Below are 23,921 nucleotides of genomic sequence, written 5' to 3'. Positions count from 1 at the left end.
TCGCTGGCGCTGGGCTATGCCGGCGTCTACTCCAGCTTCCTCCGTCACGCGGAAATCGCCGCGAAGCGCTACGGCCTGAAGACCGTGGACATCCTTGTCGAGCTGGGCAAACGGCGCATGGTCGGCGGACAGGAAGACATGATCGTCGATGTGGCGCTGGATCTGCTGGCCCGGCAGGGCTGATCAACGCGGGGCTGCACAGCAGTCCCCAGACATCACCTCAAACAACAATAAATAGAGGGACATCCCATGACCGGGATAACTGCAAGCAATCGCGTGCAACTGGCGACCACCATCGCCCTGTGTTTCCTCGTGGCACTGATGGAAGGCCTCGACCTGCAGGCGGCCGGCATCGCCGCCCAGGGCATGGCCGCGGCCTTCGGCCTGGACAAGGTGCAGATGGGCTGGGTATTCAGCGCCGGGATTCTCGGCCTGCTGCCCGGTGCGTTCGTCGGTGGCTGGCTGGCCGACCGCATCGGCCGCAAGAAAGTGCTGATGGCTTCGGTGGCGCTGTTCGGCCTGTTCTCCCTGGTCACCGCCGTGGCCTGGGATTTCAACAGCCTGGTCGTTGCCCGCTGCCTGACCGGTGTCGGCCTCGGTGCCGCGCTGCCCAACCTGATCGCACTGACCTCGGAAGCCGCCGGCCCGCGCCTGCGCGGCACCGCGGTGAGCATGATGTACTGCGGCGTGCCCCTGGGCGCGGCGCTGGCGGCGACCATCGGCATCATCGGTTTTTCCGGCGGCTGGCAGGTGGTGTTCTACGTCGGCGGCGTGGTCCCGCTGCTGATCGTGCCGCTGCTTGCCCGCTACCTGCCGGAGTCGGCGCAGTTCCAGGCTGGACAGTCTGCCGACGGGGCCAGCGAACGGGTCTGGCACGGGCTGTTCCACAACGGCGCGGCACCGGCCACGCTGCTGCTGTGGCTGAGCTATTTCTTCACCCTGATGGTGGTCTACATCCTGATCAACTGGCTGCCCAGCCTGCTGGTCGGCCAGGGCTACAACCCGAGTCAGGCCAGTGGGGTGATGCTCGCCCTGCAACTGGGCGCGGCGCTGGGCACCCTGGCCCTCGGCGCACTGATGGACCGTCTGCCGACCTGGGCCATGGCGCTGCTCATCTACCTCGGCATCCTCGGTTCGTTGGCCGCTCTGGGCCTGGCCAGTGCCTTTCCGGGGATGCTGCTGGCGGGCTTCGTCGCCGGGCTGTTCGCCACCGGCGGACAGGGCGTGCTGTATGCGCTGACACCGCTGTACTACCCGACGCGCATGCGTGCCACCGGCGTGGGGTCGGCGGTGGCGGTGGGGCGGCTCGGTGCCATGAGCGGTCCGCTGGTGGCCGGTCATATGCTGGCGCTGGGGACCGGGACGGCGGGGGTGATGCTGGCCTCGGCGCCGGGCATCGTGCTGGCGGCGGGGGCGATGGTCTGCCTGTCGCGGCGTCGTGCTCAGCCAGCGGTCGACTGAACGCCCGGGCTTCTTTCTCCCGCGTCACGTCGCTGGCGCGGGCTCACGCACAACAACAATAAAGTGAATCGCCATGCATCCATTCATGCTTCGGGCGCTCGGCCTGCTGCCGTTCGTTCTGCTTTCCCCTGTCTGCGCCGCGGGTTTCGTCGAGGACAGCAAGGCCAGCCTGACAGCCCGCAACTACTACTTCGACCGTGACTTCAAGGGTACCTCGGCGCAGTCCGCCGCCCGTGAGTGGGCCCAGGGTTTCATCGTCCGCTTCAACTCCGGTTTCACCGAGGGGCCGGTGGGCTTCGGCCTGAATGCCCAGGGCATGCTCGGGATCAAGCTGGACTCGTCGCCGGATCGGGTCGGCACCGGGCTGCTGCCCTATGACCCGGCGAGCCGCGAGGCGAACGACGAATATTCGGAGCTGGGCCTGACGGCGAAGATGAAAGTGTCGAAGACCGAACTGCAGGCCGGCACCATCAGCACCCTGCTGCCGGTGATGTTCGCCAGCCCCAGTCGCTTGTTGCCGCAGACCCTGCGCGGCACTTACCTGCGCTCCGAGGACATCGACAGGCTGACGCTCCACGCCGGCTGGCTCGACCGCATGAACCAGCGCGACTCCAGCAACTACCAGAAATTCAGCGTCGCCGCGCCCAATGGCCGCTTCAATGGCAAGGCCGAGTCGGACCAGTTCCTGTTTCTCGGTGCCGACTATCGCTGGTCCGATGCGCTGACCCTGAAGTACTACCACGCCACGCTGCGGGATCTTTATCGCAAGGACTTTGTCGGCTTCGAGCATGTTCAGGCACTGGGCGCCGGCCGGCTGAAGAGCGATGTGCGCTATTTCGTCGCCGGTGAGGATGGCGCGGCCAACGCCGGCATCGTGGACAACCGCAACCTGGGAATGATGTTCACCTACAGCCTCGGGGCCCATGCCCTCGGCGCCGGCTACATGCACCTCAGCGGCGACAGCGCCATGCCCTATGTCGCGGGGACCGAACCGCTGGTGGTGACCGAGGGTTCGCTGAGCTCCGAGTTCATCAACGCCGACGAGCGCAGTTGGCAGGTGAAGTACGACTATGACTTCGGTGGGCTCGGGGTGCCGGGGTTGAAGGGGATGCTGCGTTACATCGACGGCAGCAACATCAGTTTGCCCACCGCGCTGGGGGGCGATGACCGGCACGAGCGGGAGACGGACGTGGAGGTTTCGTACGTGGTGCAGTCCGGCACGTTCAAAGGGGTGGGGCTGCGCGTGCGGCATGCCTGGTACCGCAATGACTTCGCGCCGGCGGCGACCTTTCGTGATGGCAATGAACTGCGGGTGAACGTGGATTACACCCTGGCGCTCTGGTAGCCGCCTTGCTTTCTGTAGGAGCTGGCTTGCCTGCGAAAGGACCGCAACGCGGTCCCGGATTTTGGGACCGCGTTGCGGTCCTTTCGCAGGCAAGCCAGCTCCTACAGGTACGTCAAGCCCGCTCTCCGCACAGGTCCAGCGCGAACCAATGCCGTGCCGTCCCCAGCTCCAGCCCCGCGCCGAGCAACCCGAACATCTTGCCCAGCGCCGCCTCGCGGGTCATCCCGCCTGCCGAAACCAGCCCGGTATCACGCAGGCGGCTGCCCGCCGCGTAGGTATCGAATACCACGCTGCCTTCCGCGCACTGGCTGATCGCAGCGACCAGCACGCCACGGTCGGCGGCGTCGCGCAGCACCTCCAGCAGCGCTTCATCATCCGACGGCCCGGTACCGCTGCCATAGCACTCCAGCAGCAAGCCCTTCACCCCGGTCTCCAGCACGGCGCGCACATGCGCCGCCTGCAACCCCGGATAGATCGGCAGTACCGCCAGGTTCACGGGCGTGCGCGGCTGGGCATGGCTGAGTACCGCTGGCAGTTCGCCGGCCCGTTCGCCTTCGCGATGCCGCGGCAGCGCGGCGAAGGCATCGAAGGCGTCGCTGCGCAGCTTGCTGGCGCGCACGCCGGGCAGCAGCTGGCCGGCGAAGTACAGCTGCACGCCGTTTGCCACCCCTTCGGCGAGCAGCGTCAGGGCGCCGCCGAGGTTGTCCCAGGCGTCGCTGTCCGGTGCGCCGGCCGGCAGCATCGAGCCGGTCAGCAGCACCGGCACGTCCAGTCCCAGCAGCAGGAACGCCAGGGCCGCGGCGCTGTAGGCCAGGGTGTCGGTGCCGTGCAGCAACAGGACGCCATCGTGACCGTCCTGCTGTACCGCCTCGACGATGGCGTCGCGCATCGCCAGCCAGTTGCCCTGCTGCATGTTGGCGCTGTCGAGCAAGGGCGACATTTCCCGCAGCGTCCACTGCGGACTCCGCACCTGCGGGTTGTGCGCCAGCCAGGCACGCATGCGCGCCTCGAAGCCACCCGCCGGGGCCAGGCCCTGGGGCGTCTGCAGCATGCCGATGGTGCCGCCGGTGTAGAGGACGAGGAGATTCTTGACTGCGCGCATAAGGGTATTCCGGAGCATTTACAGGAAATTCGGGCAAAAAAAAGCCGCCCGCGAAGGGGCGGCTCTCTCTGTGGAGCGACGATCAGTGGTGCTTAACGCTGGGTCTGAGCTTCGCCGGCGGCGGCCTTGTCGGCCACTTCGGCCTTGGCACCTGCCGGCCAGGCGGCGCGGTCCAGGTCCAGGTCGGCGAACTTGGCCGAGTCGAACACAGGCTGGGAGATACCGGCCTTGCGCTGCTCGTCGTAGTCGCGCATCACACGCAGACCGATCTTGAACAGCAGGGCCAGAGCGATCAGGTTGACGAAGGCCAGCAGGGTCATGGTGATGTCGGCGAAGGCGAACACGGTGCCCAGGTTCTGTACCGAACCCCAGACGATCAGGGCCAGGACCAGGCCGCGGTAGGCCATCAGGACCAGGCGGTTGCGGGTCAGGAACTGCAGGCTGTTCTCGCCCAGGTAGTAGTTGTAGAGGATGCAGGTGAAGACGAACAGCGACAGGGCGACGCTGACGAAGATGCGACCCCAGTCACCGACGACTGCCGCCAGGGAGTTCTGGGTCAGGACGATGCCGTCACCTTCGAAGCCCGGGGTGTAGAAGCCCGACAGCAGGATCAGCAGGGCGGTGCAGGTGCAGATGACGAAGGTGTCGAGGAACACGCTGAACGCCTGGACCACGCCTTGCGCGCCCGGGTGTTTCACTGCGGCGACGGCGGCGACGTTCGGTGCGCTGCCCAGACCGGCTTCGTTGGCGAACACGCCACGTTTCACGCCCATGACGATCGCGCTGCCGAGCAGGCCGGCGAACGCAGGGTCGAGGCCGAAGGCGCTCTTGAAGATGGTTTCCAGCATTGCCGGAACGTGGTCGATCTGGGTGCCGATCACGTACAGGGTGACGCCGATGTAGGCCAGGGTCTTGACCGGTACCAGCAGGTCGGACACTGCGGCGATGCGCTTGATGCCGCCGACGAAGACGATCGCCAGCAGCACGGCCAGGGCGATACCGGTGTGGTTCGGGGCAAAGCCGAAGGCGTTCTGCAGCGAGTGGGTCACGGTGTAGGACTGCAGGCCGTTGAAGGCGAAGCCGTAGGTGACCAGCAGCAGCAGGGAGAACACCACGGCCATGCTCTTCAGCTTCAGGCCGTGCTGGATGTAGTAGGCCGGACCGCCGCGGTACAGGCCATCGCCATCGGCGCGCTTGTAGACCTGGGCCAGGGTACATTCGAAGAAGCTGCTGGACATGCCGACCAGCGCGGTGACCCACATCCAGAACACGGCGCCAGGGCCGCCCAGGGTGACGGCGATACCGACACCGGCGATGTTACCGGCACCGACACGACCGGCCAGGCTCAGCATCAGCGCCTGGAAAGAGCTCAGTTGGCCAGCCTGGCCGCGCAACGATTCCTTGAATACACCGAACATGTGGCCGAAATGGCGGAACTGGACGAAACGGGAGCGGATGGTGAAATAGCTACCCAGTCCGACGATGAGCACGATGAGGAGTTTCCCCGAAAGGAAATCGTTGAGCGCTTCGAGCATGGCAGTGACCTCGAGATTCTTATTCTTTGCATGAAAGACAGACAGGCTGGCGCCGGGGCACCAGTTCCATGGGGCGCATGTTTGGCCATGACAACTACGGTTACAATTTCGCCAGTTGCTCTGTTTTGGTGCGACTTGATGCTAAACTCGCACCCATCGCATCAATCGGACTTCCCTTCATGAGTGAAAACCTCGGCATCAACCTCAAGTTGGCCTGCAGCCACTACCGCTCTATTTCCGAGGTTTGCCGCCAGCTTTCGATCAACCGGGCGCAATTCAACAAGTACCTGAGCGGGCAGAGTCAGCCGACGGCGTACAACCTCAAGCGCATCGGCGATTTCTTCGGTGTCGAGGATTACGAACTGGGCCTGCCGCCGGAACAGTTCGCCCGCTTGATCGGTGCGCGTGGCAGTGCCGTCGCCAACACGGTGCAGCACGACCCGCTGTTCGATCTGCTGCGCCCGCTGCGCGAGCACGCCGGCAACCTGTCGCGCTATTGCGGGTATTACTTCGAGTACTCCAACTGCATGTCGGTGCCGGGCAGCATCCTGCTGTCGCTGGTGCACCTGCGCGAGGAGAACGGCAACTTCCTGTTCGAACGCCAGGAGCGCCAGGAGCGCTCCAGCAGTACCGACGTGCAGGCCGAGGACTGGACGCGCTGCCGCTACCTGGGCGCGGCGTTCCAGTTGCAGGACCGGGTGTTCCTGCTCGACTACGAGTCGCTGACCGTCAACGAGATGAGCCAGACGGTGCTGATCCCCAGCTTCAAGAGTCGCATCACCCGTCTCAACGGGCTCAAGACCGGGGTTTCCAGCGGCGACCGGCGTACGCCTGCCTGTACCCGGGTGGTCTGGGAATACCTGGGCCCGGAGATCAACCGTATCAACGCCTACCGCCAGGTGAAGCTGTATCGCCCGGACGATCCGCGGATCGACGACGACGTCCGTGAACGCCTCACCGCCGGGCCGATCCGCAACGGTCTGTTCGAGATCGAATAGGCCTCACGGCCAGTCCTGGGCGACCCATTCCAGCAAGGGGTTGCCGGCATCCAGCAGCAGATTCAGGGCCATCATGCAGCACACGCAGACCACCAGCGGACGGATCAGCCGCGGGCCGAAATACACCGCGCAGCGCGCGCCCAACTGCGCGCCGAGCATGGCGCAGACGGCCATCGCCAGGGCCAGCGGCCAGAGAATCGTGCCGGTGCTGGCGAACACCATCAGCGCGCCGAGGTTGCAGGCGGCATTGAGCAGCTTGCTGTTGCCCACGGCGCGCAGCATGCCCTGGCCGAGCAGGAGCATGAAGGCGAGCATGAAGAACGAGCCGACCCCCGGCCCGAACACGCCGTCATAGAAACCGATCAGCGGTGCCACCAGCAGGCAGAACAGGCCGGTCGAGAGGCGTGGCTTGCGCAGCCGCTGATCGTCGGGGTTGGGGCTGAAGGCGAAGTAGCCGGCGACCAGCACCAGCAACACCGGCACCCCGGCCTGCAGCAGGTCGCGCGGTATCAGGCTCACCGACAGCGCACCGAGGGCACCGCCGACGAAGGCCATCAGGGCCATTCCCCGGCCCTTGCGCCAGTCGAGCATGCCGCGGCGGGCGAAGGCGCAACTGGCCGAGAGCGTGGCGCTGGTCGCCTGGAACTTGTTGGTGGCCAGCGCCGCCAGTGGATCGATGCCGGCGACCAACAGCACGGGCAGGGTGATCAGCCCGCCGCCACCGGCGATGGCATCGAAGAAACCGGCCAGCAGGGCAATGCTGGCCAGGGCGAGCAACAGCGTCGAATCGACTTCCAGCATGGGACAGGCGCTCCAGGTTTTCAGCCGCGCACCAGCAGCGGGTCTTCTTTGAGGATCAGCGGACGGGCGAAGCGCGAGTAGCCGAACAGCCGCACCAGCAGGCGGCGGTTGTCATCGAGGCGCTCCCGGCCATGCAGGGCACGGGTGTTGTTGACCAGCAGGACGCTGTCGGGCTGCAGGACGAAATCCACCGACGGCGTTTGCGCCAGGCGCGCCTGGAAGGCATCGAACGCCCGTGCCGCGGCATCGCTGGCCTGTTCGTTGAGAGAGAATCGGTAGGCGTTGTAGCGCACGCTGAAGCCGCCCTGGGCGTCGAAGTCGATGATCGAGGTGGCGCTGCCGCCGGCGCCGCGGCCATCGACGAAGCATTCGCTGCGGGTGAAGTCGAAGGAGCGCGAGCTCAGCGCCAGGACGTCGAGGCTGCCCAGACCTTCGATGACCGCGCGCAGCGGGACGATGCGCGTGGGTTGGTTGGCCGGGTTCCAGCGGGCGCTGAGGACCAGCGCGGAGGGTGCCGGCGAGTGCCCGTCGCGGGCCAGCACCGAGCAGTGGTAGGGCGCCTCGGTGTGCGGACCGAGGCGCAGGCCGGCATGGGAACTGAGTTCGATCTGGGTCTGGCGGGTTTCGCCGGGTCTGGGCTGGCGTCCGCCGCCCTTGAAGTTGCCGACCAGGCGCAGGTGCTTGCCGTCGTTGTCGATATCGAAGGCGAACGCCCGGTAGCGCACCAGCTCCAGCAGCACCTGGTTGCGCGCGCCCAGGTAGAGGCAGGTGAGATCCTTCTCCAGCACGCACAGCTCCGGCAACTGCTCGGGCAACGGATCGTCCTTGGGCGCGCGCAAGCGGGCGAAGAGCAGGGCGGCGAGGCGGCCGTCGGCGAACAGGTTCACCGTGGCCTGCTGCACCGGATCCAGGCGCGCCTCCAGCAGCCGCGCCCACAGCCGGGCCTTGAGCGCGGCGCCGGGGGCCTGCGGCCCGCCATGGCGGGCGAGGTCGAGGCTGGCCGTGTGCAGTTGGTCGAGCTGCTCGTTGTCGAACTTCAGGGTGGCGACTTCGCAGTCTTTCATGAGGAAACCTTCCTTAGTGAGCTGACGGGTCCTGGGCGGTCCTTGCCCGGATGGGCTCCCGACTGCGTAAACAGGGAACCGCTAGGTGTCATATTGAAGGTGGTTTTTTCGACTATCGAAGTCGGCAGGTTCTTTTGCCGGTGTAAGCTGATTCTTAATTCACAGTGTGGGAAAGTGCCGGTATTGCCGGGTCCGGTTAAACGTGCCGTGTCGTTGGGCGGGTTGGACTTCCCCTGGCGGAAGCCGCAAACTATGCGCTTTCCCTTTCAATCAACCTGAGCGGACTTGCTGAACGTATGCGAATGCGCCTGATGCTGTTGGGTGGTGGAAATGCCCTTGGGCAAGCGCTGATTCGTCTCGGGGCGGAGGAGGACATCGGCTTTCTCGCGCCGCGTCCGCCGGAGCAGGGCTGGGACGCCGCCAGCCTGACCCAGCTGCTCGACGACACCCGCCCGGACGCCCTGGTCAACCTGGCCTACTACTTCGACTGGTTCCAGGCCGAGTCGGTCAGCGAACAGCGCCTGGCTTCGCAGGAGCGCTCGGTGGAGCGTCTGGCCGAACTGTGCCAGCACCACAACATCATCCTCGTCCAGCCCTCCAGCTACCGCGTGTTCGACGGTTCGCGGGCCACCGCCTACAGCGAGAAGGACGAGCCGGTGCCGCTGGGCCTGCGTGGCCAGGCGCTGTGGCGCATCGAGCAGAGCGTGCGGGCGACCTGCCCGCAACATGTGCTGTTGCGCTTCGGCTGGGTGCTGGACGACAGCATCGACGGTGTCCTCGGGCGTTTCCTGACCCGTGCCGAGGTCGCCCAGGAACTGCTGCTGGCGGACGATCGCCGGGGCAATCCGACCCCGGTGGATGACGCCGCGCGGGTGATTCTCTCGGTGCTCAAGCAGCTCGACTGCGCCGCGCCGCTGTGGGGCACCTACCATTACGCCGGCAACGAAGCGACCACACCGCTGGCGCTGGGCCAGGCGATCCTCGGCGAGGCGGCGCAACTGCGCCAGCTGGCAGTCGAGGCACCGACGGCCCAGGCCCATGCCGCCCGCTCCGACGCCTTCGAAGAGCCGCAGCACGCGGTGCTGGCCTGCAAGAAAATTCTCCACACCTTCGGCATCAAGCCGCGCGCCTGGCGCTCCGGCCTGCCGACCCTACTGGATCGATTCTACCGTCATGGCTGATGCCCCCATTCTCATCACCGGTGGCGCCGGCTTCATCGGTTCCCACCTGTGTGACGCCCTGCTGGAAAACGGCTACGCCGTGCGCGTGCTGGACGACCTGTCCACCGGCAAGCGGGCCAACCTGCAACTGGACAACCCCAGGCTGCAACTGATCGAAGGCGATGTCGCCGACGCCGCCCTGGTGGCGAAGGCCGCCGAAGGGTGTCGCGCCGTGGTCCACCTGGCCGCGGTGGCCTCGGTGCAGGCTTCGGTGGATGACCCGGTACGCACGCACCGGAGCAATTTCGTCGGCACCCTGAATGTCTGCGAGGCCATGCGCCTGGCCGGCATCAAGCGCGTGCTGTTCGCCTCCAGTGCCGCGGTGTACGGCAACAACGGCGAAGGGCTGTCGATCGGCGAAGAAGTCACCAAGGCGCCGCTGACGCCCTATGCGGTGGACAAGCTGGCCAGCGAGCAGTACCTGGACTTCTATCGTCGCCAGCATGGCCTGGAGCCGGTGGTGTTCCGCTTCTTCAACATCTTCGGGCCACGCCAGGATCCGTCCTCGCCGTATTCCGGGGTGATCAGCATCTTCTGCGAGCGTGCCCTGAGCGGCACGCCGATCACCGTGTTCGGCGATGGCGAGCAGACCCGCGATTTTCTCTATGTCGGCGACCTGGTGTCGGTGATGCTGCAGGCCCTGGAAATGCCGCAGGTGGAAGAGGGGGCGGTGAACATCGGGCTGAATCAGGCAACCTCGCTGAACCAGTTGCTGGCGGCGCTGAAAAGCGTGCTGGGGGATCTGCCGGCGGTCAGCTACGGGCCGGCGCGCAGTGGTGATATCCGTCATTCGCGGGCGGACAACAGCAGGTTGCTGACGCGGTTTGCGTTTCCGGTGGCCACGCCGCTGGCGGAGGGCCTGGCCCGCCTGCTGGGCCGCTGAGGGCCTGATCGCTGGCAGGGACACCATGAAAAAGGGCCGCTGATGCGGCCCTTTTTCTTTAGAACTTGTACCCGATACCCACCATGTACACCCACGGATCGATATCCACATCGACCTTGGTCTTGCCCACGCCGAGGGCGCTCGGACCGTCGATGCTGGCTTCGGTGTTGATGTCGACGTACCAGACCGAGGCGTTGACCAGCAGGTTGTCGCTGACCATGTAGTCCATGCCCAACTGGCCGGCCAGGCCCACCGAGTTCTTCATCTTCATGTTGCTGAAACCTTGCGATTTGCGCTCGCTGGTCAGGTCTTCATTGAAGAACAGGGTGTAGTTCAGGCCGATGCCGGCATACGGCTGGAACTTCGAGCCTGCGTCCATCGGGTAGTACTGTACCGACAGGGTCGGTGGCAGATGCTTGATGTCGGCCAGCTTGCCATCCAGCGCCGCGCCGAGACCTTTGACGTTCACTTGATGCTGGAACGGTGTGGCGGCGAGCAATTCGATACCGACGTGATCGGTGACCATATAGGCGAAGGCCAGGCCCAGCTGGGTGTCGCTGTCCACCGTGGCTTTGGTGCCGCTGACCTTGGCGCCGTCGAGCTTCAGATTGCCGCTGTCCTCGTTCGGAGCAACGGTGGCGGCGCCGGCGCGGACGATGAAATCACCGGCTTTGTGGGCGTGGGCGGCAGGGGCCGCGAGCGCGAGGGCGATCAGCGAGGCGCCGAGCAAGGACTTGTTCATGGAAGCTCCCAGGGGACATTTGGATTCGATGGTTCCAATGTTAAGGAGCTGCCGAAGGGGGAATTTTGATTCAGCTCAATGAAAGCGAAGGCGCCCCGGCGCGGCCATTCATTGTAGTTCGTAGGCGTAGATCTTCTCGGCTTCCATCTGGTAACCGGCCTCGGCCAGCTCGCTGGACGACGCCTGGACGCGCATCGGCCCTTCGATCCAGTACGGTTGATACAGCTCTTCGACCTTGATGCCGATTTCGCTGACCACATGCACGATCTGGTTCGACGGTGGCGGTGGCACATGGATGCAGGCGCCGTAGTAGGGCACCAGGAGAAACTCCGTGGTGCGTCCTTCTTCGCTCACTTCCAGCGGCACGATATAGCCCGGCAGCTTCACCTGCTGGCCATCCAGCGCCTTCACCACCGGCGCGTCAGGCACCTGCTGGTGGGCTGCCGGCGCCGCTTCGGCGGCCAGCGCGTCACCCAGTTGCGAGAGTTGCGAGAGGTTGTGGATCGGCGCCAGTTGCGGCGCGATCACCGGCGCGCCGGGCGGAATCAGTTGTGGCCATTCCAGGGTTCGCGGTTCGCCCGCCAGGGCGGGCAGGGCGATGAACAACAGCAACGACAGGGCACGGCGCATTGCACGGGTACTCACAGATGAATGGACAGGCCATCGGCCAGAGACTGTCGATAGGCCCGCCAGGCAGGGATGCTGCCCATCAGCACCGCGGCGCCGAGGATGATCGCCAGCAGGGTCCATTCGTGGCTGCTCGGCAAGGCCAGCGGCAGGTATAACCCATAGTTGGCCTGCACGTAACCCTGGGCCGCGGCGATCCCCACGTAGAGCAGGCCGAGGCCGGCACCGATCCCCGCCACGGCCAGGGCGAACGCCTCCAGCACCAGCAGGCCGCCGACATGCCAGGGCCGGGCGCCCACCGAGCGCAGAATGGCCATTTCCCGCCGGCGTTCGTTGAGGCTGGTGAGGATCGCCGTGAGCATGCCGATCAGCCCGGTCAGGACCACGAACAGCGACACCACGAACAGCGCCTGCTCCGCCGTGCCCATCAGGCTCCAGAGTTCCTGCAGGGCCACGCCGGGGAGGATCGCCAGCAGCGGTTCGCCACGGAATTCGTTGATCTCCCGTTGCAGGGCGAAGGTCGCCACCTTGTTGTTGAGGCCGAGCATGAAGGCGGTGATGGCGCTCGGGGTCAGGTCCATGTTGCGCGCCTGGTCGGCGCTGATGCGTCCGTCGCCGCGGGCCGGCACGCCGTTGTGCCAGTCGACGTGGATGGCTTCCATGCCGCCGAGGCTGATGTGCAGGGTGCGGTCCACCGGGGTGCCGGTGCGTTTAAGCACGCCGACCACGGTGAAGGGCTTGTCGTCATGCTTGACCAGGCTGATGGCGGCGACGCCGTGGGCCAGCACCAGTTTGTCGCCGAGCTTGTAGTGCAGGGCCTCGGCCACTTCGGCGCCGAGCACCACTTCGAACGGGTCCGTGGCGAAGGCGCGGCCCTGGCTCAGTTCCAGGTTCTGCCGGCGGCCGTACTGATAGTGCGCGAAGTATGCCTCGGTGGTGCCCATCACCCGGTAGCCGCGGTGCGAGTCGCCGAGGGAAATCGGGATCGCCCATTTCACCCGGCGGTCATTGGCGTAGTGCTCGAAGCTGTCCCAGCGGATGTTGTTGGTGGCGTTGCCGATGCGGAACACCGAATACAGCAGCAGGTTCACCGAGCCGGAGCGTGCGCCGACGATCAGGTCGGTGCCGCTGATGGTGCTGGCGAAGCTGGTCCGCGCCTCGGTGCGCACCCGCTCGACGGCCAGCAGCAGGCACACCGACAGGGCGATGGCGAAGGCGGTGAGAAAGGCCGTGAAACGGCGGTTGGCCAGGCTGGCCAGGGCAAGGCGGAGCAGGTACATCAGGCCTCCGTGTCGCTGGCGGGACGGGCCGCGCGGTTGAGTTCGGCGAGGGACAGCTGGCGGTCGAACAACGGTGCCAGGCTCTGGTCATGGCTGACGAACAGCAGGCTCGAGCCGGCCTCGCGGCATTCGGCGAACAGCAGGCGGATGAAGGCTTCGCGGGTATCGGCATCGAGGGCCGAGGTCGGTTCGTCGGCGATCACCAGCTCGGGCTGGCCGATCAGCGCGCGGGCCGCGGCGACCCGTTGCTGCTGGCCGATGGACAGGCTGTCGGCGCGACGCGCGAGCAGGTCCGGGGCCTTCAGGCCGAGGTGCGCGAGCAACTGCGTGGCTGCTTCGGCGACGCTGCCGTGACGCTGGATCGCCCGTTGCGCACGGGCCCTGGAAAACCGGCAGGGCAGCTCGACGTTCTCGATCACCGAGAGAAACGGCAGCAGGTTGAACTGCTGGAAGATGTAGCCGGTGTGGTCGACGCGGAAACGGTCGCGAGCGCTCTGGCTCAGTTCGCCGAGGTCCTGGCCGAGCAGGCGGATGCTGCCGCGGTCGGCTTTCTGCACGCCGCCGAGCAGGCCCAGCAGGGTGGTCTTGCCGCTGCCGCTGGGGCCTTTGAGAAACAGCGATTCGCCGGCTTCGAGGCGCAGCGTGGGGATGTCCAGCAGGGGCGGGTGACCTGGCCAGGCGAAGCCCAGGTCGGTCAGTTCAATCAGTGCCTGGCTCATATGTCGACGCCCGGGTTACCCCGGGCGCTTCACTGCAAGAAGGTGACTTAGAAAGTGATCCGCGTGTTGTTCGGCGTGGCTTCGACGCCTTTCTGACCATTCGGCCCGATCAGTTGTAGCTGGATTTTCTGGGTCGAGGGGTAGGTTTTGAACAACGGGGCCAGGTCCAGGCTCGCCAACTGCTCCGGCTTGGCGCACTCGAAACGGTAGTGGGCGTGGATGTCGCTGTGGCCGTGTTCGTCGCCGTCGCCGTCGTCATCCTTGGCCGGGGCATCGCCGAACAGCGGGCTTTCCAGTTCCTGGTCGCTTTCCTTGCAGCCGGCGGCGGCGCTCAGGCCGAACAGTTTCAGCGGTTGCTCCAGTTGCGCGCGCACGGCAGCGACCTTGGCCTTGTCGGCATCGCTCTGGGCGACATGCTCGAAGCCCACCAGGTTCATCGCCGGGCTTTCCAGTTCCAGTTCCAGGGTGTTGCCGTCGAGGACAGCATTCAGATGGGCGACGCCGTGCTCATGGGCACCGAGGCTGCCGTGAGCGTGGTCATGTTCGTGGTCGTGATCGGAATGCGCGTGGGCGGTGAGGGCCAGGGGCAGCAGCGCGAAGGGCAAGGCAAGCAGCAGGCGACGCATGGGCGGAACTCCGAAGCGGACTTGGAAAGGTTTTGAAATGTTATAACAAATTAAGTGGCCCGTGGAAGGGGTGCCTTGGCGAGCGAGGACGCGCGTGGGAGCATGGCCGTCTTGATCGAGGGAGAGTGCAAACGTGCGAATTCGAGGACATATCGGCGAGTGGCCGGTGGATCTGACCATCGAGCTGGATCCGGCGGAATGGGCCAGCCTGGCCGGAAGGACGGCTGAGCCCGTGGCGGCGCCGGTCAGTGCCAGTGCACCGGTGGCACAGGCGCGGCCGGACGATACCTTGTGGCTGGCGGCGAAGGAACTGCTGCGCAAGGCCGGGGAAATGGACGGGCCGGCGTTGCTGGAGTTGCTGGAAGGGCTGGCCGGGAGTACCGCGGCGGGCAAGCGGCTGTTGGTGCGATTGCGGCACAGCAGCGAGGTGAAGGTGGAAAGCGGGGTGGATGCGCCGGTGTATCACTGGATAGGGTGATTCCCGTAGGAGCTGGCTTGCCTGCGAAGGACCGCTTCGCGGTCCTTCGCAGGCAAGCCAGCTCCTACAAGGTGTACGTCCAGATCAATAAAGGGCAGCGAACAACTTGCGGCGATAGGTGCCCACCAGCGGATGATCGTTGCCCAGCAATTCGAACACCTGCAGCAGGGTCTTGTGCGGCAGTCCGCCTTCATAGCCGCGATTGCGCTTGAACAGCTTCAGCAGGCCTTCCAGCGCCGCCTCGTATTGCTGACGCGACAGTTGCTGGATGGTCAGTTGATAGGCCGCTTCATCATCCTCGGCATTCTGCGCCAGACGGGATTTCAGCTCGGCCACTTCGGGCAGTGCCTTCGCCTGGGCGAGGAAGGTCAGCTGCGCCTTGGCGCCCGCCAGCGCGGCCTTGTGCTCGTCGCTCTTCACCGCGTCGAGTACGGTCTGCGCTTCGCCCAGTTCACCCCGCTCGGCCAGGCAGCGGGCATAGAGGATCAGCGCGCCGGCATTGCTGTTGTCTTCCGCCAGCAGCGCCTTGAGGGTGGCTTCCGCCTCGCTGTAGCGGCCGTCGTTGAACAGCGCCTGGGCCAGTTCCAGCGGATCGGCGGCGGCCGGTGCCGGCTGCTGCACATGGGGTTCGAGCATGGCGCGGATCGCCGATTCCGGCTGTGCGCCGGCGAAGCCGTCGACCGGCTGGCCATCCTTGAACAGAACCACGGTGGGCAGGCTGCGGATGCCGAAGCGGGCGACGATGTCCTGCTCGATGTCGCAGTTGACCTTGGCCAGCAGCAGCTCGCCCTGATACTCCTCGGTGATCTTCGCCAGCATCGGCATCAGCGCCTTGCACGGCGCGCACCAGTCGGCCCAGAAGTCCACCAGCACCGGTTTGTGGTGCGAGTTGGCGATCACCACCTGGTCGAAGTTGGCGACGGTGGTATCGAATATGTACGGGGTGTCCTGACTCATCTCGACTCTCGCGAACGCATGAATGGCGCCACTATACGGCGCCGCGACTGGCATGGTACAGGCTCACCTGGCGAAACTCGTGGGGTTCGGCGAGGTCCGGCAGGGTCAGGGCGTGCAGGGTGTCGAGCTGGCGGTACAGCGGATGGCGGAAATCGCGAACCCGTGAATCGGCCACCAGCGCCTGCTGGCCGCGGCTGAGGAATTCGTCCAGCAATGGCAGGTTGGCGCGGTCGTAGAGCACGTCGGCCACCAGGATCAGGTCGAAGCGGTCGTCCTCGGCGAAGAAATCGCTGGAGTAGTTCAGCTCCACGCCATTGAGCGCCGCATTGGCCCGGCTGGCCTGCAGAGCCAGCGGGTCGAGGTCGCAGGCCACGACTTCCAGGGCCCCGGCCTTCGCCGCGGCAATCCCGGCGATGCCGGAGCCTGCGCCGAAATCCAGTACGCGTTTGCCGGCCACCCATTCCGGGCGTTCGGCCAGGTAGCGGGCCATGGCCAGGCCGCTGGCCCAGCAGAAACTCCAGTAGGGCGGCTCGTCGAGAATGCGCCGGGTTTCCTCGGGGCTGAAGGCGCGGTCCATGTTGTCGGCGTCGATCAGCCAGAGCTTCAGCGCGCACTCGGGCAGTTCGCTGGCCACTAGGCGGGCATCGCCCAGCAGCTCGCTCAGGGCTGCTTGCAGGTGAAGCGGTGCCATTACGGTGCCTTGTCCAGTTGCAGCGGGCCGAAGGCCTGGGTGTCGGCGCGGGTCACGCTGAGTGGCCTGAGGTGCAGGATCAGTTGCCCGGACTGGCTGGCGCGGGCGCGCAGTTCGACGCGGGCGCCGGCCGGGAAGACTTGCGGATTGAAGCGCAGCTGGAACGCCAGCGGCTGGCCGGTGCCATCGAAGGTGTCGCTGGCCAGCAGACGTTGCGGGCGGCCGCGTTCGTCGATCACCAGCAGGGCAACCTCCACCTCGGCGCCACGGGGGATATTGGTGAAGCTGCCGCTCAGTTCGCGCTGATGGGCGGGCAGCGGAGTCGGTACGTGAACATGCTTGGCCACGGTTTTCGCCGGTGCCGGCGGTGGTACGGGTTTGGGGGCTTCGCTGCTGCAGGCTGTCAGCAGGCCAGCGAAACCGAGCACGGCGAGCGCTCGAAACGACATGGTGAATTTCCTTGGGGGGCGTATTTCCTCACTGGATGGTAACCCCTTTGGCTTGTCTTGCCAGTCGGATGCGCTACCATGGCCCTCCCTTTTTTTGTTGCCTGCCACCATGCACTGTCCCTTCTGCGGTGCCAACGACACCAAAGTCATCGACTCGCGCCTGGTCGCCGAGGGTGAGCAAGTGCGCCGTCGCCGCGAATGCGTGGCCTGCGGCGAGCGCTTCACCACCTTCGAGACCGCCGAGCTGGTCCTCCCGCGCCTGATCAAGCAGGACGGCACCCGCCAGCCCTTCGACGAGGACAAACTGCGCGCCGGCATGCAGCGCGCCCTGGAGAAACGCCCGGTCAGCGTCGAGCGCCTGGAAGCGGCGCTGTCGCATATCAAGCACAAGCTGCGGGCCAAGGGCGAGCGCGAGGTCAAGTCGCTGGTCGTGGGTGAGCTGGTCATGGCCGAGCTGCGCAAGCTCGACGAAGTCGCCTATATCCGTTTCGCCTCGGTGTACCGGCGTTTCCAGGACCTCGACGAGTTCCGCGAAGAGATCGACCGCCTGGCCCGCGAGCCTGCCAAAGAGTGAACATGTCCACAGAACGCGCCGTACTCGATGCCCACTACATGGCCCGTGCCCTGGAACTGGCGCGCAAGGGCCTGTATTCCACGCACCCGAACCCGCGGGTCGGCTGCGTCATCGTGCGTGACGGGCGCATCGTCGGCGAGGGCTGGCACGTGCGTGCCGGCGAGCCGCATGCCGAGGTCCATGCTTTGCGCGAGGCCGGCGAGCTGGCGCGCGGTGCCTGCGCCTACGTCACCCTGGAACCCTGCAGCCACCATGGGCGCACGCCGCCCTGCGCCGACGCGCTGGTCAAGGCCGGGGTGAGCCGGGTGGTCGCGGCCATGCGCGACCCCAATCCCCAGGTCGCCGGCAATGGCCTCAAGCGTCTGGCCGAGGCCGGTATCGAAGTCGCCAGTGGTGTGCTCGAAAGCGAAGCCCGGGCACTCAACCCCGGATTCCTCAAGCGCATGGAACACGGCCTGCCGTTCGTCCGGGTCAAGCTGGCGATGAGCCTGGACGGGCGCACCGCCATGGCCAGCGGCGAAAGCCAGTGGATCACCGGTGCGGCGGCGCGCTCCGCGGTGCAGCGCCTGCGCGCCCGTTCCAGCGTGGTGCTGAGCAGCGCCAGCAGCGTGCTGGCCGACAACGCGCGGATGACCGTGCGCGGCGAGGAACTGGGTCTGGACGCCGAGACCACGGCCCTGGCCCTGGCGCGGCCGCCACTGCGAGTCTTGATCGACGGGCGTCTGCGCCTGCCGCTGCAGGCCGCGTTCTTCCAGGCCGGCCCGGCCCTGGTGGTCACCGCCGTCGAAGACGATCCACGCTACGCCGCCGCCGGCCACCAGTTGCTGCGCATCGCCGGCGAGGATGGCCGGGTCGATCTGCGCGAGCTGCTGCTCGAACTGGCTCGCCGCGACATCAGCGAAGTGCTGGTGGAAGCCGGCCCCGGTCTTGCCGGCGCCTTCGCCCAGCTCGGCCTGGTGGACGAATACCAGTTGTTCATCGCCGGCAAGTTCCTCGGCTCGAGTGCGCGTCCGCTGCTGGACTGGCCGCTGGAGCGGATGAGCGAGGCGCCGGCACTGAAAATCACCGAAATGCGCGCGATTGGCGATGACTGGCGAGTCACCGCAATCCCCGCGCCCGCTCCGGGCGTATAATTCGCGGCTTGCGCCTGGCGCAGCCTGTTCTCGAGGAGGACCCCATGTTCACCGGCATCATCGAATCCATCGGCAGCATCCGCAGCATCACCCCGAAAGGCGGTGACGTTCGTGTGCATGTCGAAACCGGCAAGCTCGATCTGGGCGACGTCAAACTGGGCGACAGCATCGCGGTCAACGGCGTCTGCCTGACCGCCGTGGAGTTGCCGGGCGATGGCTTCTGGGCCGACGTCAGCCGGGAGACCCTGGACTGCACCGCCTTCTCCGACCTGAAGAGCGGCAGCCGGGTCAACCTGGAAAAAGCCCTGACCCCGACCACCCGCCTGGGCGGTCACCTGGTCAGCGGTCACGTCGACGGGGTCGGCGAGATCGTCTCCCGTGCCGATAACGCCCGCGCCATCCAGTTCCGCGTGCGCGCGCCGAAGGAGCTGGCGAAGTACATCGCCCACAAGGGCTCGATCACCGTCGACGGCACCAGCCTGACGGTCAATGACGTCGATGGCGCCGAGTTCGAGCTGACCATCGTCCCGCATACCCTGGCCGAGACCATCATGGCCGACTACCGCCCCGGCCGCCGGGTCAACCTCGAGGTCGACCTGCTGGCCCGTTATCTGGAGCGCCTGCTCCTGGGCGACAAAGCCGCCGAGCCGAGCAAAGGCAGCGGTATCACCGAAAGCTTCCTGGCCGCCAACGGCTACCTGAAATCCTGAATTGAGAAGGGGGTGCCGCGTGGCGCTCAACACCATCGAAGAACTGGTCGAAGACATCCGTCAGGGCAAAATGGTCATCCTGATGGATGACGAAGACCGCGAGAACGAAGGCGACATCATCATGGCGGCCGAGTGCTGCCAGGCCGAGCACATCAACTTCATGGCCAAGCACGCCCGTGGCCTGATCTGCATGCCGATGACCCGCGAGCGCTGCGAAACCCTGAAGCTGCCGCTGATGGCACCGCGCAACGGTTCCGGCTTCGGCACCAAGTTCACCGTGTCGATCGAGGCCGCCGAGGGTGTCACCACCGGCATCTCCGCCGCCGACCGCGCGCGTACCGTGCAGGCCGCCGCGGCCAAGGACGCCAAGGCCGAGGATATCGTCAGCCCGGGTCACATCTTCCCGCTGATGGCCCAGCCGGGTGGCACCCTGGCTCGCGCCGGCCACACCGAGGCCGCCTGCGACCTGGCGCGCATGGCCGGTTTCGAGCCGAGCGGGGTCATCTGCGAGGTGATGAACGACGACGGCACCATGTCGCGTCGTGCGGAACTGGAAGTGTTCGCCGCCGAGCACGGCATCAAGATCGGCACCATCGCCGACCTGATCCACTACCGCATGATCCACGAGCGCACCATCCAGCGCATCGCCGAGCAGCCGCTGGACAGCGAGCTGGGGCACTTCAACCTGGTCACCTACCGCGACTCCGTGGAAGGCGACGTGCACATGGCCCTGACCCTCGGCAAGATCTGCGCCGACGAGCCGACCCTGGTCCGCGTGCACAACATGGACCCGCTGCGCGACCTGCTGATGGTCAAGCAACCGGGCCGCTGGAGCCTGCGCGCGGCCATGAGCGCCGTGGCCGACGCCGGCAGCGGCGTGGTCCTGCTGCTCGGTCACCCGCTGGACGGCGACGTGCTCCTGGCGCACATCCGCGAAAGCGCGGGCGATGCGCCGACCAAGGCGCCGACCACCTACAGCACCGTTGGTGCCGGTTCGCAGATCCTGCGTGACCTCGGCGTGCGCAAGATGCGCCTGATGAGTTCGCCGATGAAGTTCAACGCGATATCCGGATTCGATCTAGAAGTTGTAGAATACGTGCCCTCCGAATGACCCGACGGTGTTTGACCACCGTCCATTCGTGACCAAAACTCCCACAGGCCGCGTTCTTGCGGCCTGGCTCTTTAAGATGAGAATCCCGCAATGTCCCTGAAGACCATCGAAGGTACCTTCATTGCCCCCAAAGGTCGCTATGCTTTGGTGGTTGGCCGCTTCAACAGCTTCGTCGTCGAAAGCCTGGTGAGCGGTGCCGTTGACGCCCTGGTTCGTCATGGCGTGAGCGAAAGCGACATCACCATCATCCGTGCGCCTGGCGCGTTCGAAATCCCGCTGGTCACGCAGAAGGTCGCCCAACAGGGTGAATACTCCGCGATCATCGCCCTGGGCGCGGTGATTCGTGGCGGTACTCCGCACTTCGAATACGTTGCGGGCGAGTGCACCAAGGGCCTGGCCCAGGTGTCCATGGAGTTCGGCATTCCTGTCGCGTTCGGTGTCCTGACCGTCGACTCGATCGAACAGGCCATCGAGCGTTCCGGCACCAAGGCCGGCAACAAAGGCGCCGAAGCCGCCCTGTCCGCTCTGGAAATGGTCAGTCTGCTGGCGCAGTTGGAGGCCAAGTGATTAGCGACGAAAGCGATCGTTTCAACCCGCGCGATCCGAAACCCGCCGATGCGGGCAAGCCATCGAAGAGCGCCAAGCGCCGTGAAGCCCGCAAGCTCGCGACCCAGGCCCTGTATCAATGGCACATGGCTCAGCATTCGCTGAACGAGATTGAAGCGCAGTTCCGGGTCGACAACGATTTCAGCGATGTCGATGGCGCCTACTTCCGCGAGATCCTCCACGGGGTCCCGGCGAAGAAGAACGAAATCGACAACGCCCTCAAGCCTTGCCTGGACATGGCCCTGGAAGAGCTCGACCCGGTCGAGCTGTCCGTCCTGCGCCTGTCCGGCTGGGAACTGCTGATGCGCCAGGACGTGCCGTACCGCGTGGTGATCAACGAGGGCATCGAGCTGGCCAAGGTCTTCGGTTCCACCGATGGCCACAAGTTCGTCAACGGCGTTCTCGACAAGCTCGCACCCGTGCTTCGCGAAGCCGAAGTGAAGGCGTACAAGCGCTGATCGCGGCGCTGTCTGTCCATGGGTGAGTTCGAGCTGATCCGCCAGTTCTTCGCCGCCGCGCCCTGTGCGCAAGGCGGCGAAGGCATCGCCCTCGGCATCGGTGACGATTGCGCGTTGCTGGCGCCGGCTCCCGGCGAACAGCTGGCGATCTCCACCGATACGTTGGTGGCCGGGGTGCATTTCCCCGCCGTCAGCGATCCTTTCCTGCTCGGCCAGCGCTCGCTGGCGGTCGCGGCCAGTGATCTGGCTGCCATGGGCGCCACGCCCCTTGCCTTCACCCTTGCCCTGACCCTCGCCGACACCGATCCGGACTGGCTGCGCGACTATGCCCGCGGCCTGAGCCGGATGGCCACTCAATGTGGCCTGACCCTGATCGGCGGCGACACCACCCGCGGCCCGCTGAGCCTGACCATGACCGTGTTCGGTCGCGTGCCGGTCGGGCAGGCGCTGACCCGTGGCGGCGCGCGGGCTGGTGATCTGCTCTGCGTCGGTGGCGAGCTGGGCAACGCCGCTGGCGCCTTGCCGCTGGTCCTGGGCGAGCGGCAAGCCGATGCAACTCTGGCCGAGCCGTTGTTGTCCCATTACTGGTCGCCGTCGCCACAGATCGCCCTGGGCCAGGCCCTGCGCGGCAAGGCCACGGCGGCGCTGGACATTTCCGATGGTCTGCTGGCCGATTGCGGGCATATCGCCAAGGCGTCCCGTGTCGCCCTGCGCGTGGAACTGGAACGCCTGCCGCTGAGCGCGGCGCTGACGGGTTTCCTCGGCCTCGACGCGGCGCGCCAGGCGGCACTGGCGGGCGGAGACGACTACGTCATCGCCTTCACCCTGCCACCCGCCGAGCTGGATGCCCTGCTGGCGGCCGGCTGGCCGCTGCATGTGGTCGGCCGGGTCGAGGCGGGGAGCGGCGTCAGCCTGCATGACGCCGCGGGCCGTGACATCACCCCCGCCGTACGCGGCTATCAACATTTCAGGGAGACACCGTGACCGACCACCCCAATCAGGTGCCAGCGGAAAACGTTCCGCCCTCGGTCTGGCGCAACCCCTGGCATTTCCTTGCCTTCGGCTTCGGTTCCGGCACCTTGCCCAAGGCCCCCGGTACCTGGGGCTCGCTAGTGGCGCTGCCGTTCGTGCCACTGTGGCAGATGCTGCCCGACTGGGGCTACTGGCTGATGCTCGGGCTGACCATGCTGTTCGGCTTCTGGCTGTGCGGCAAGGTCGCCGACGACCTCGGTGTGCATGACCACGAAGGTATCGTCTGGGACGAAATGGTCGGCATGTGGATTACCCTCTGGCTAGTGCCGGAGGGCTGGCTATGGTTGCTCGCCGGGTTCCTGATGTTCCGTTTCTTCGACATTCTCAAGCCGTGGCCGATCCGCTGGGTCGACCGGCATGTGCATGGCGGGGTGGGCATCATGCTCGACGACGTGCTGGCCGGCGTGTTCGCCTGGCTGGCCATGCAAGTGCTGGTATGGAGTCTGATCTAAAGGGAGTCGCGTCATGCGCAAGTGGCGACAGTGGCTGCTGCTGGTAGCCATGCTGGCTGGGATGCTGGGAATCGCTCGGGCCGAGGATCTGCCGTCGGAGGTCCGCCTGGCCAGTGAAAACTGGCAGGACTACACCAATGCCGACGGCACGGGCCTGGCCTGGGACGTCCTGCGTCAGGTTTTCGAGCCGGCCGGGGTCAAGGTCCGCGTGCTCAGCGCGCCCTACACCCGGGCCATCGGCCTGGTGAAACGCGGTGAGGCGGATGCCTGGGTCGGCTCCTATCACGAAGAGAGCGCCGACAACCTCTACCCGCGCTGGAACTTCGATTCGGACCATATCTACGCCCTGGGCCTGGTCAGCAAGCCGCTGCCGACCCCGGACAACATCGGCCAGTTCCGTCTGTCCTGGGTGCGCGGCTACGACTACCAGCGCTACCTGCCGAATGTCGGTTACTACCGCGAGGTGCAGCGCCGCGATGGCATCCTGCCGATGCTCGAGCGCGAGCGGGTCGACTTCTACATCGATGCCCTGACCGAAGTGAATGACGTCCTTGCCCAGGCCGAGCATCCGGAGAAATTCCGCAGTATCCATGTGGCGGAACTGCCTTTGTATCTGGCATTCGGCAATACGCCGCAGGGCAAGGCGTTGCGCGATCTGTTCGACAGGCGCATGGACGAGTTGGTGCGCAGTGACGCGCTGAAGCCGATTTTCCAGCAATGGAAGCAGCCTTACCCGTTCGATCAGTCGGGCAGATAACCTGCTCAAGATCGAACTTTTCGATATTTTTCCCCGCAAATTCAGCATAAGCAGCCACGCCAAGCTGCTGTTACAATCGGCCCACGTCAATTTTCATGCATATCAGGAGC

General features: G+C 65.9%; 27 protein-coding genes and 1 pseudogene. 16 read left to right on the top strand and 12 right to left on the bottom strand.

Annotation, left to right across the window (positions count from 1 at the left end; translation table 11 throughout):
- From CHB99_RS11775 to CHB99_RS11765, 3 genes and pseudogenes are all read left to right on the top strand, one after another.
- A pseudogene (locus CHB99_RS11775) lies at positions 1 to 183 on the top strand (4-hydroxy-2-oxovalerate aldolase); the annotation flags it as partial.
- A gap of 66 nt (positions 184 to 249) precedes the next feature.
- Positions 250 to 1,461, top strand: a complete 1,212-nt coding sequence (gene mhpT / locus CHB99_RS11770) for a 3-(3-hydroxy-phenyl)propionate transporter MhpT (protein WP_042123566.1) — start codon at positions 250 to 252, stop codon at positions 1,459 to 1,461.
- Between the two features lie 73 nt (positions 1,462 to 1,534).
- Entirely contained in the window at positions 1,535 to 2,806 is a 1,272-nt protein-coding gene (locus CHB99_RS11765; RefSeq protein WP_042123568.1) for an OprD family porin, read from the top strand.
- Between the two features lie 112 nt (positions 2,807 to 2,918).
- Here CHB99_RS11765 and CHB99_RS11760 read toward each other — a convergent pair whose 3' ends face one another.
- Positions 2,919 to 3,908, bottom strand: a complete 990-nt coding sequence (locus tag CHB99_RS11760) for an asparaginase (RefSeq protein ID WP_042123571.1) — start codon at positions 3,906 to 3,908, stop codon at positions 2,919 to 2,921.
- A 92-nt stretch (positions 3,909 to 4,000) separates the two neighbouring features.
- Positions 4,001 to 5,443, bottom strand: a complete 1,443-nt coding sequence (locus CHB99_RS11755) for an alanine/glycine:cation symporter family protein (protein WP_042123573.1) — start codon at positions 5,441 to 5,443, stop codon at positions 4,001 to 4,003.
- A gap of 179 nt (positions 5,444 to 5,622) precedes the next feature.
- Between CHB99_RS11755 and CHB99_RS11750 the strand changes: the two genes are divergently transcribed.
- Positions 5,623 to 6,441, top strand: coding sequence for a helix-turn-helix domain-containing protein (locus CHB99_RS11750; protein WP_042123575.1), 819 nt, complete (start codon positions 5,623 to 5,625; stop codon positions 6,439 to 6,441).
- A gap of 3 nt (positions 6,442 to 6,444) precedes the next feature.
- Here the strand turns inward: CHB99_RS11750 and CHB99_RS11745 are convergent, their stop codons facing one another.
- On the bottom strand, positions 6,445 to 7,242 hold the full coding sequence (locus tag CHB99_RS11745) for a TSUP family transporter (RefSeq protein WP_042123577.1): 798 nt from the start codon (positions 7,240 to 7,242) through the stop codon (positions 6,445 to 6,447).
- Between the two features lie 20 nt (positions 7,243 to 7,262).
- Complete coding sequence (locus CHB99_RS11740; protein WP_042123579.1) at positions 7,263 to 8,306, bottom strand: TauD/TfdA family dioxygenase; 1,044 nt, start codon at positions 8,304 to 8,306, stop codon at positions 7,263 to 7,265.
- A gap of 296 nt (positions 8,307 to 8,602) precedes the next feature.
- Between CHB99_RS11740 and CHB99_RS11735 the strand changes: the two genes are divergently transcribed.
- Together CHB99_RS11735 and CHB99_RS11730 are read left to right on the top strand one after the other, a co-directional pair.
- Entirely contained in the window at positions 8,603 to 9,487 is an 885-nt protein-coding gene (locus CHB99_RS11735; protein WP_042123581.1) for a sugar nucleotide-binding protein, read from the top strand.
- Entirely contained in the window at positions 9,480 to 10,409 is a 930-nt protein-coding gene (locus tag CHB99_RS11730; protein WP_042123583.1) for an NAD-dependent epimerase/dehydratase family protein, read from the top strand. The genes CHB99_RS11735 and CHB99_RS11730 overlap by 8 nt, the downstream gene beginning before the upstream one ends.
- Before the next feature lie 58 nt (positions 10,410 to 10,467).
- Here the strand turns inward: CHB99_RS11730 and CHB99_RS11725 are convergent, their stop codons facing one another.
- The 5 genes from CHB99_RS11725 to CHB99_RS11705 form a co-directional block, all read right to left on the bottom strand.
- Positions 10,468 to 11,151 (bottom strand): OmpW/AlkL family protein, encoded by a 684-nt coding sequence (locus CHB99_RS11725; RefSeq protein ID WP_042123585.1) that lies wholly within the window; start codon positions 11,149 to 11,151, stop codon positions 10,468 to 10,470.
- 108 nt (positions 11,152 to 11,259) lie between these two features.
- Positions 11,260 to 11,781, bottom strand: coding sequence for a DUF3299 domain-containing protein (locus CHB99_RS11720; protein ID WP_042123587.1), 522 nt, complete (start codon positions 11,779 to 11,781; stop codon positions 11,260 to 11,262).
- An 11-nt stretch (positions 11,782 to 11,792) separates the two neighbouring features.
- Complete coding sequence (locus CHB99_RS11715) at positions 11,793 to 13,058, bottom strand: ABC transporter permease (RefSeq protein WP_042123588.1); 1,266 nt, start codon at positions 13,056 to 13,058, stop codon at positions 11,793 to 11,795.
- A complete protein-coding gene (locus CHB99_RS11710) occupies positions 13,058 to 13,777 on the bottom strand; it encodes an ABC transporter ATP-binding protein (protein ID WP_042123590.1) in 720 nt (239 codons plus the stop codon). Before CHB99_RS11710 ends, CHB99_RS11715 begins: the two co-directional genes overlap by 1 nt.
- A gap of 47 nt (positions 13,778 to 13,824) precedes the next feature.
- Positions 13,825 to 14,403 (bottom strand): DUF2796 domain-containing protein, encoded by a 579-nt coding sequence (locus CHB99_RS11705; protein WP_042123592.1) that lies wholly within the window; start codon positions 14,401 to 14,403, stop codon positions 13,825 to 13,827.
- Between the two features lie 133 nt (positions 14,404 to 14,536).
- Here CHB99_RS11705 and CHB99_RS11700 point away from each other — a divergent pair, with 133 nt between their 5' ends.
- A complete protein-coding gene (locus tag CHB99_RS11700; RefSeq protein ID WP_042123594.1) occupies positions 14,537 to 14,881 on the top strand; it encodes a hypothetical protein in 345 nt (114 codons plus the stop codon).
- Between the two features lie 84 nt (positions 14,882 to 14,965).
- Here CHB99_RS11700 and trxA read toward each other — a convergent pair whose 3' ends face one another.
- Genes trxA through CHB99_RS11685 form a run of 3 tightly spaced genes read right to left on the bottom strand, consistent with a single transcriptional unit; the run spans position 14,966 to position 16,978 of the window.
- Positions 14,966 to 15,838 carry a thioredoxin gene (trxA, locus tag CHB99_RS11695; protein ID WP_042123595.1) on the bottom strand — a complete coding sequence of 291 codons (873 nt, stop codon included), beginning with the start codon at positions 15,836 to 15,838 and terminating at the stop codon, positions 14,966 to 14,968.
- 31 nt (positions 15,839 to 15,869) lie between these two features.
- Positions 15,870 to 16,529 carry a class I SAM-dependent methyltransferase gene (locus tag CHB99_RS11690; RefSeq protein ID WP_042123598.1) on the bottom strand — a complete coding sequence of 220 codons (660 nt, stop codon included), beginning with the start codon at positions 16,527 to 16,529 and terminating at the stop codon, positions 15,870 to 15,872.
- Positions 16,529 to 16,978, bottom strand: coding sequence for a YbaY family lipoprotein (locus CHB99_RS11685; RefSeq protein ID WP_042123600.1), 450 nt, complete (start codon positions 16,976 to 16,978; stop codon positions 16,529 to 16,531). Before CHB99_RS11685 ends, CHB99_RS11690 begins: the two co-directional genes overlap by 1 nt.
- A gap of 109 nt (positions 16,979 to 17,087) precedes the next feature.
- Between CHB99_RS11685 and nrdR the strand changes: the two genes are divergently transcribed.
- The 9 genes from nrdR to CHB99_RS11640 all read left to right on the top strand — a co-directional run bounded on the left by nrdR (position 17,088) and on the right by CHB99_RS11640 (position 23,811).
- Positions 17,088 to 17,552: a transcriptional regulator NrdR gene (nrdR, locus tag CHB99_RS11680; RefSeq protein ID WP_042123601.1), complete on the top strand. Its 465-nt coding sequence runs from the start codon at positions 17,088 to 17,090 to the stop codon at positions 17,550 to 17,552.
- 2 nt (positions 17,553 to 17,554) lie between these two features.
- On the top strand, positions 17,555 to 18,685 hold the full coding sequence (gene ribD, locus CHB99_RS11675) for a bifunctional diaminohydroxyphosphoribosylaminopyrimidine deaminase/5-amino-6-(5-phosphoribosylamino)uracil reductase RibD (RefSeq protein WP_042123603.1): 1,131 nt from the start codon (positions 17,555 to 17,557) through the stop codon (positions 18,683 to 18,685).
- 44 nt (positions 18,686 to 18,729) lie between these two features.
- Positions 18,730 to 19,395 carry a riboflavin synthase gene (locus CHB99_RS11670; RefSeq protein ID WP_042123606.1) on the top strand — a complete coding sequence of 222 codons (666 nt, stop codon included), beginning with the start codon at positions 18,730 to 18,732 and terminating at the stop codon, positions 19,393 to 19,395.
- Between the two features lie 19 nt (positions 19,396 to 19,414).
- Positions 19,415 to 20,506 carry a bifunctional 3,4-dihydroxy-2-butanone-4-phosphate synthase/GTP cyclohydrolase II gene (gene ribBA / locus CHB99_RS11665; RefSeq protein WP_042123608.1) on the top strand — a complete coding sequence of 364 codons (1,092 nt, stop codon included), beginning with the start codon at positions 19,415 to 19,417 and terminating at the stop codon, positions 20,504 to 20,506.
- Between the two features lie 90 nt (positions 20,507 to 20,596).
- Positions 20,597 to 21,073 (top strand): 6,7-dimethyl-8-ribityllumazine synthase, encoded by a 477-nt coding sequence (gene ribH, locus CHB99_RS11660; protein ID WP_009397441.1) that lies wholly within the window; start codon positions 20,597 to 20,599, stop codon positions 21,071 to 21,073.
- A complete protein-coding gene (gene nusB, locus CHB99_RS11655) occupies positions 21,070 to 21,570 on the top strand; it encodes a transcription antitermination factor NusB (RefSeq protein ID WP_042123610.1) in 501 nt (166 codons plus the stop codon). The genes ribH and nusB overlap by 4 nt, the downstream gene beginning before the upstream one ends.
- Positions 21,571 to 21,588: 18 nt before the next feature.
- The gene (gene thiL / locus CHB99_RS11650; RefSeq protein ID WP_042123612.1) at positions 21,589 to 22,554 is read left to right on the top strand and encodes a thiamine-phosphate kinase; all 966 of its coding nucleotides are present in this window, start codon (positions 21,589 to 21,591) and stop codon (positions 22,552 to 22,554) included.
- Entirely contained in the window at positions 22,551 to 23,054 is a 504-nt protein-coding gene (locus CHB99_RS11645) for a phosphatidylglycerophosphatase A family protein (protein WP_042123613.1), read from the top strand. The genes thiL and CHB99_RS11645 overlap by 4 nt, the downstream gene beginning before the upstream one ends.
- 49 nt (positions 23,055 to 23,103) lie before the next feature.
- Complete coding sequence (locus tag CHB99_RS11640) at positions 23,104 to 23,811, top strand: substrate-binding periplasmic protein (RefSeq protein ID WP_377697210.1); 708 nt, start codon at positions 23,104 to 23,106, stop codon at positions 23,809 to 23,811.
- The last annotated feature ends 110 nt before the right edge of the window (positions 23,812 to 23,921 follow it).

Origin of the sequence: Pseudomonas japonica (assembly GCF_900188455.1) — a bacterium.
GTDB lineage: Bacteria > Pseudomonadota > Gammaproteobacteria > Pseudomonadales > Pseudomonadaceae > Aquipseudomonas > Aquipseudomonas japonica.
This window is presented reverse-complemented; position numbering and strand designations above follow the sequence as displayed.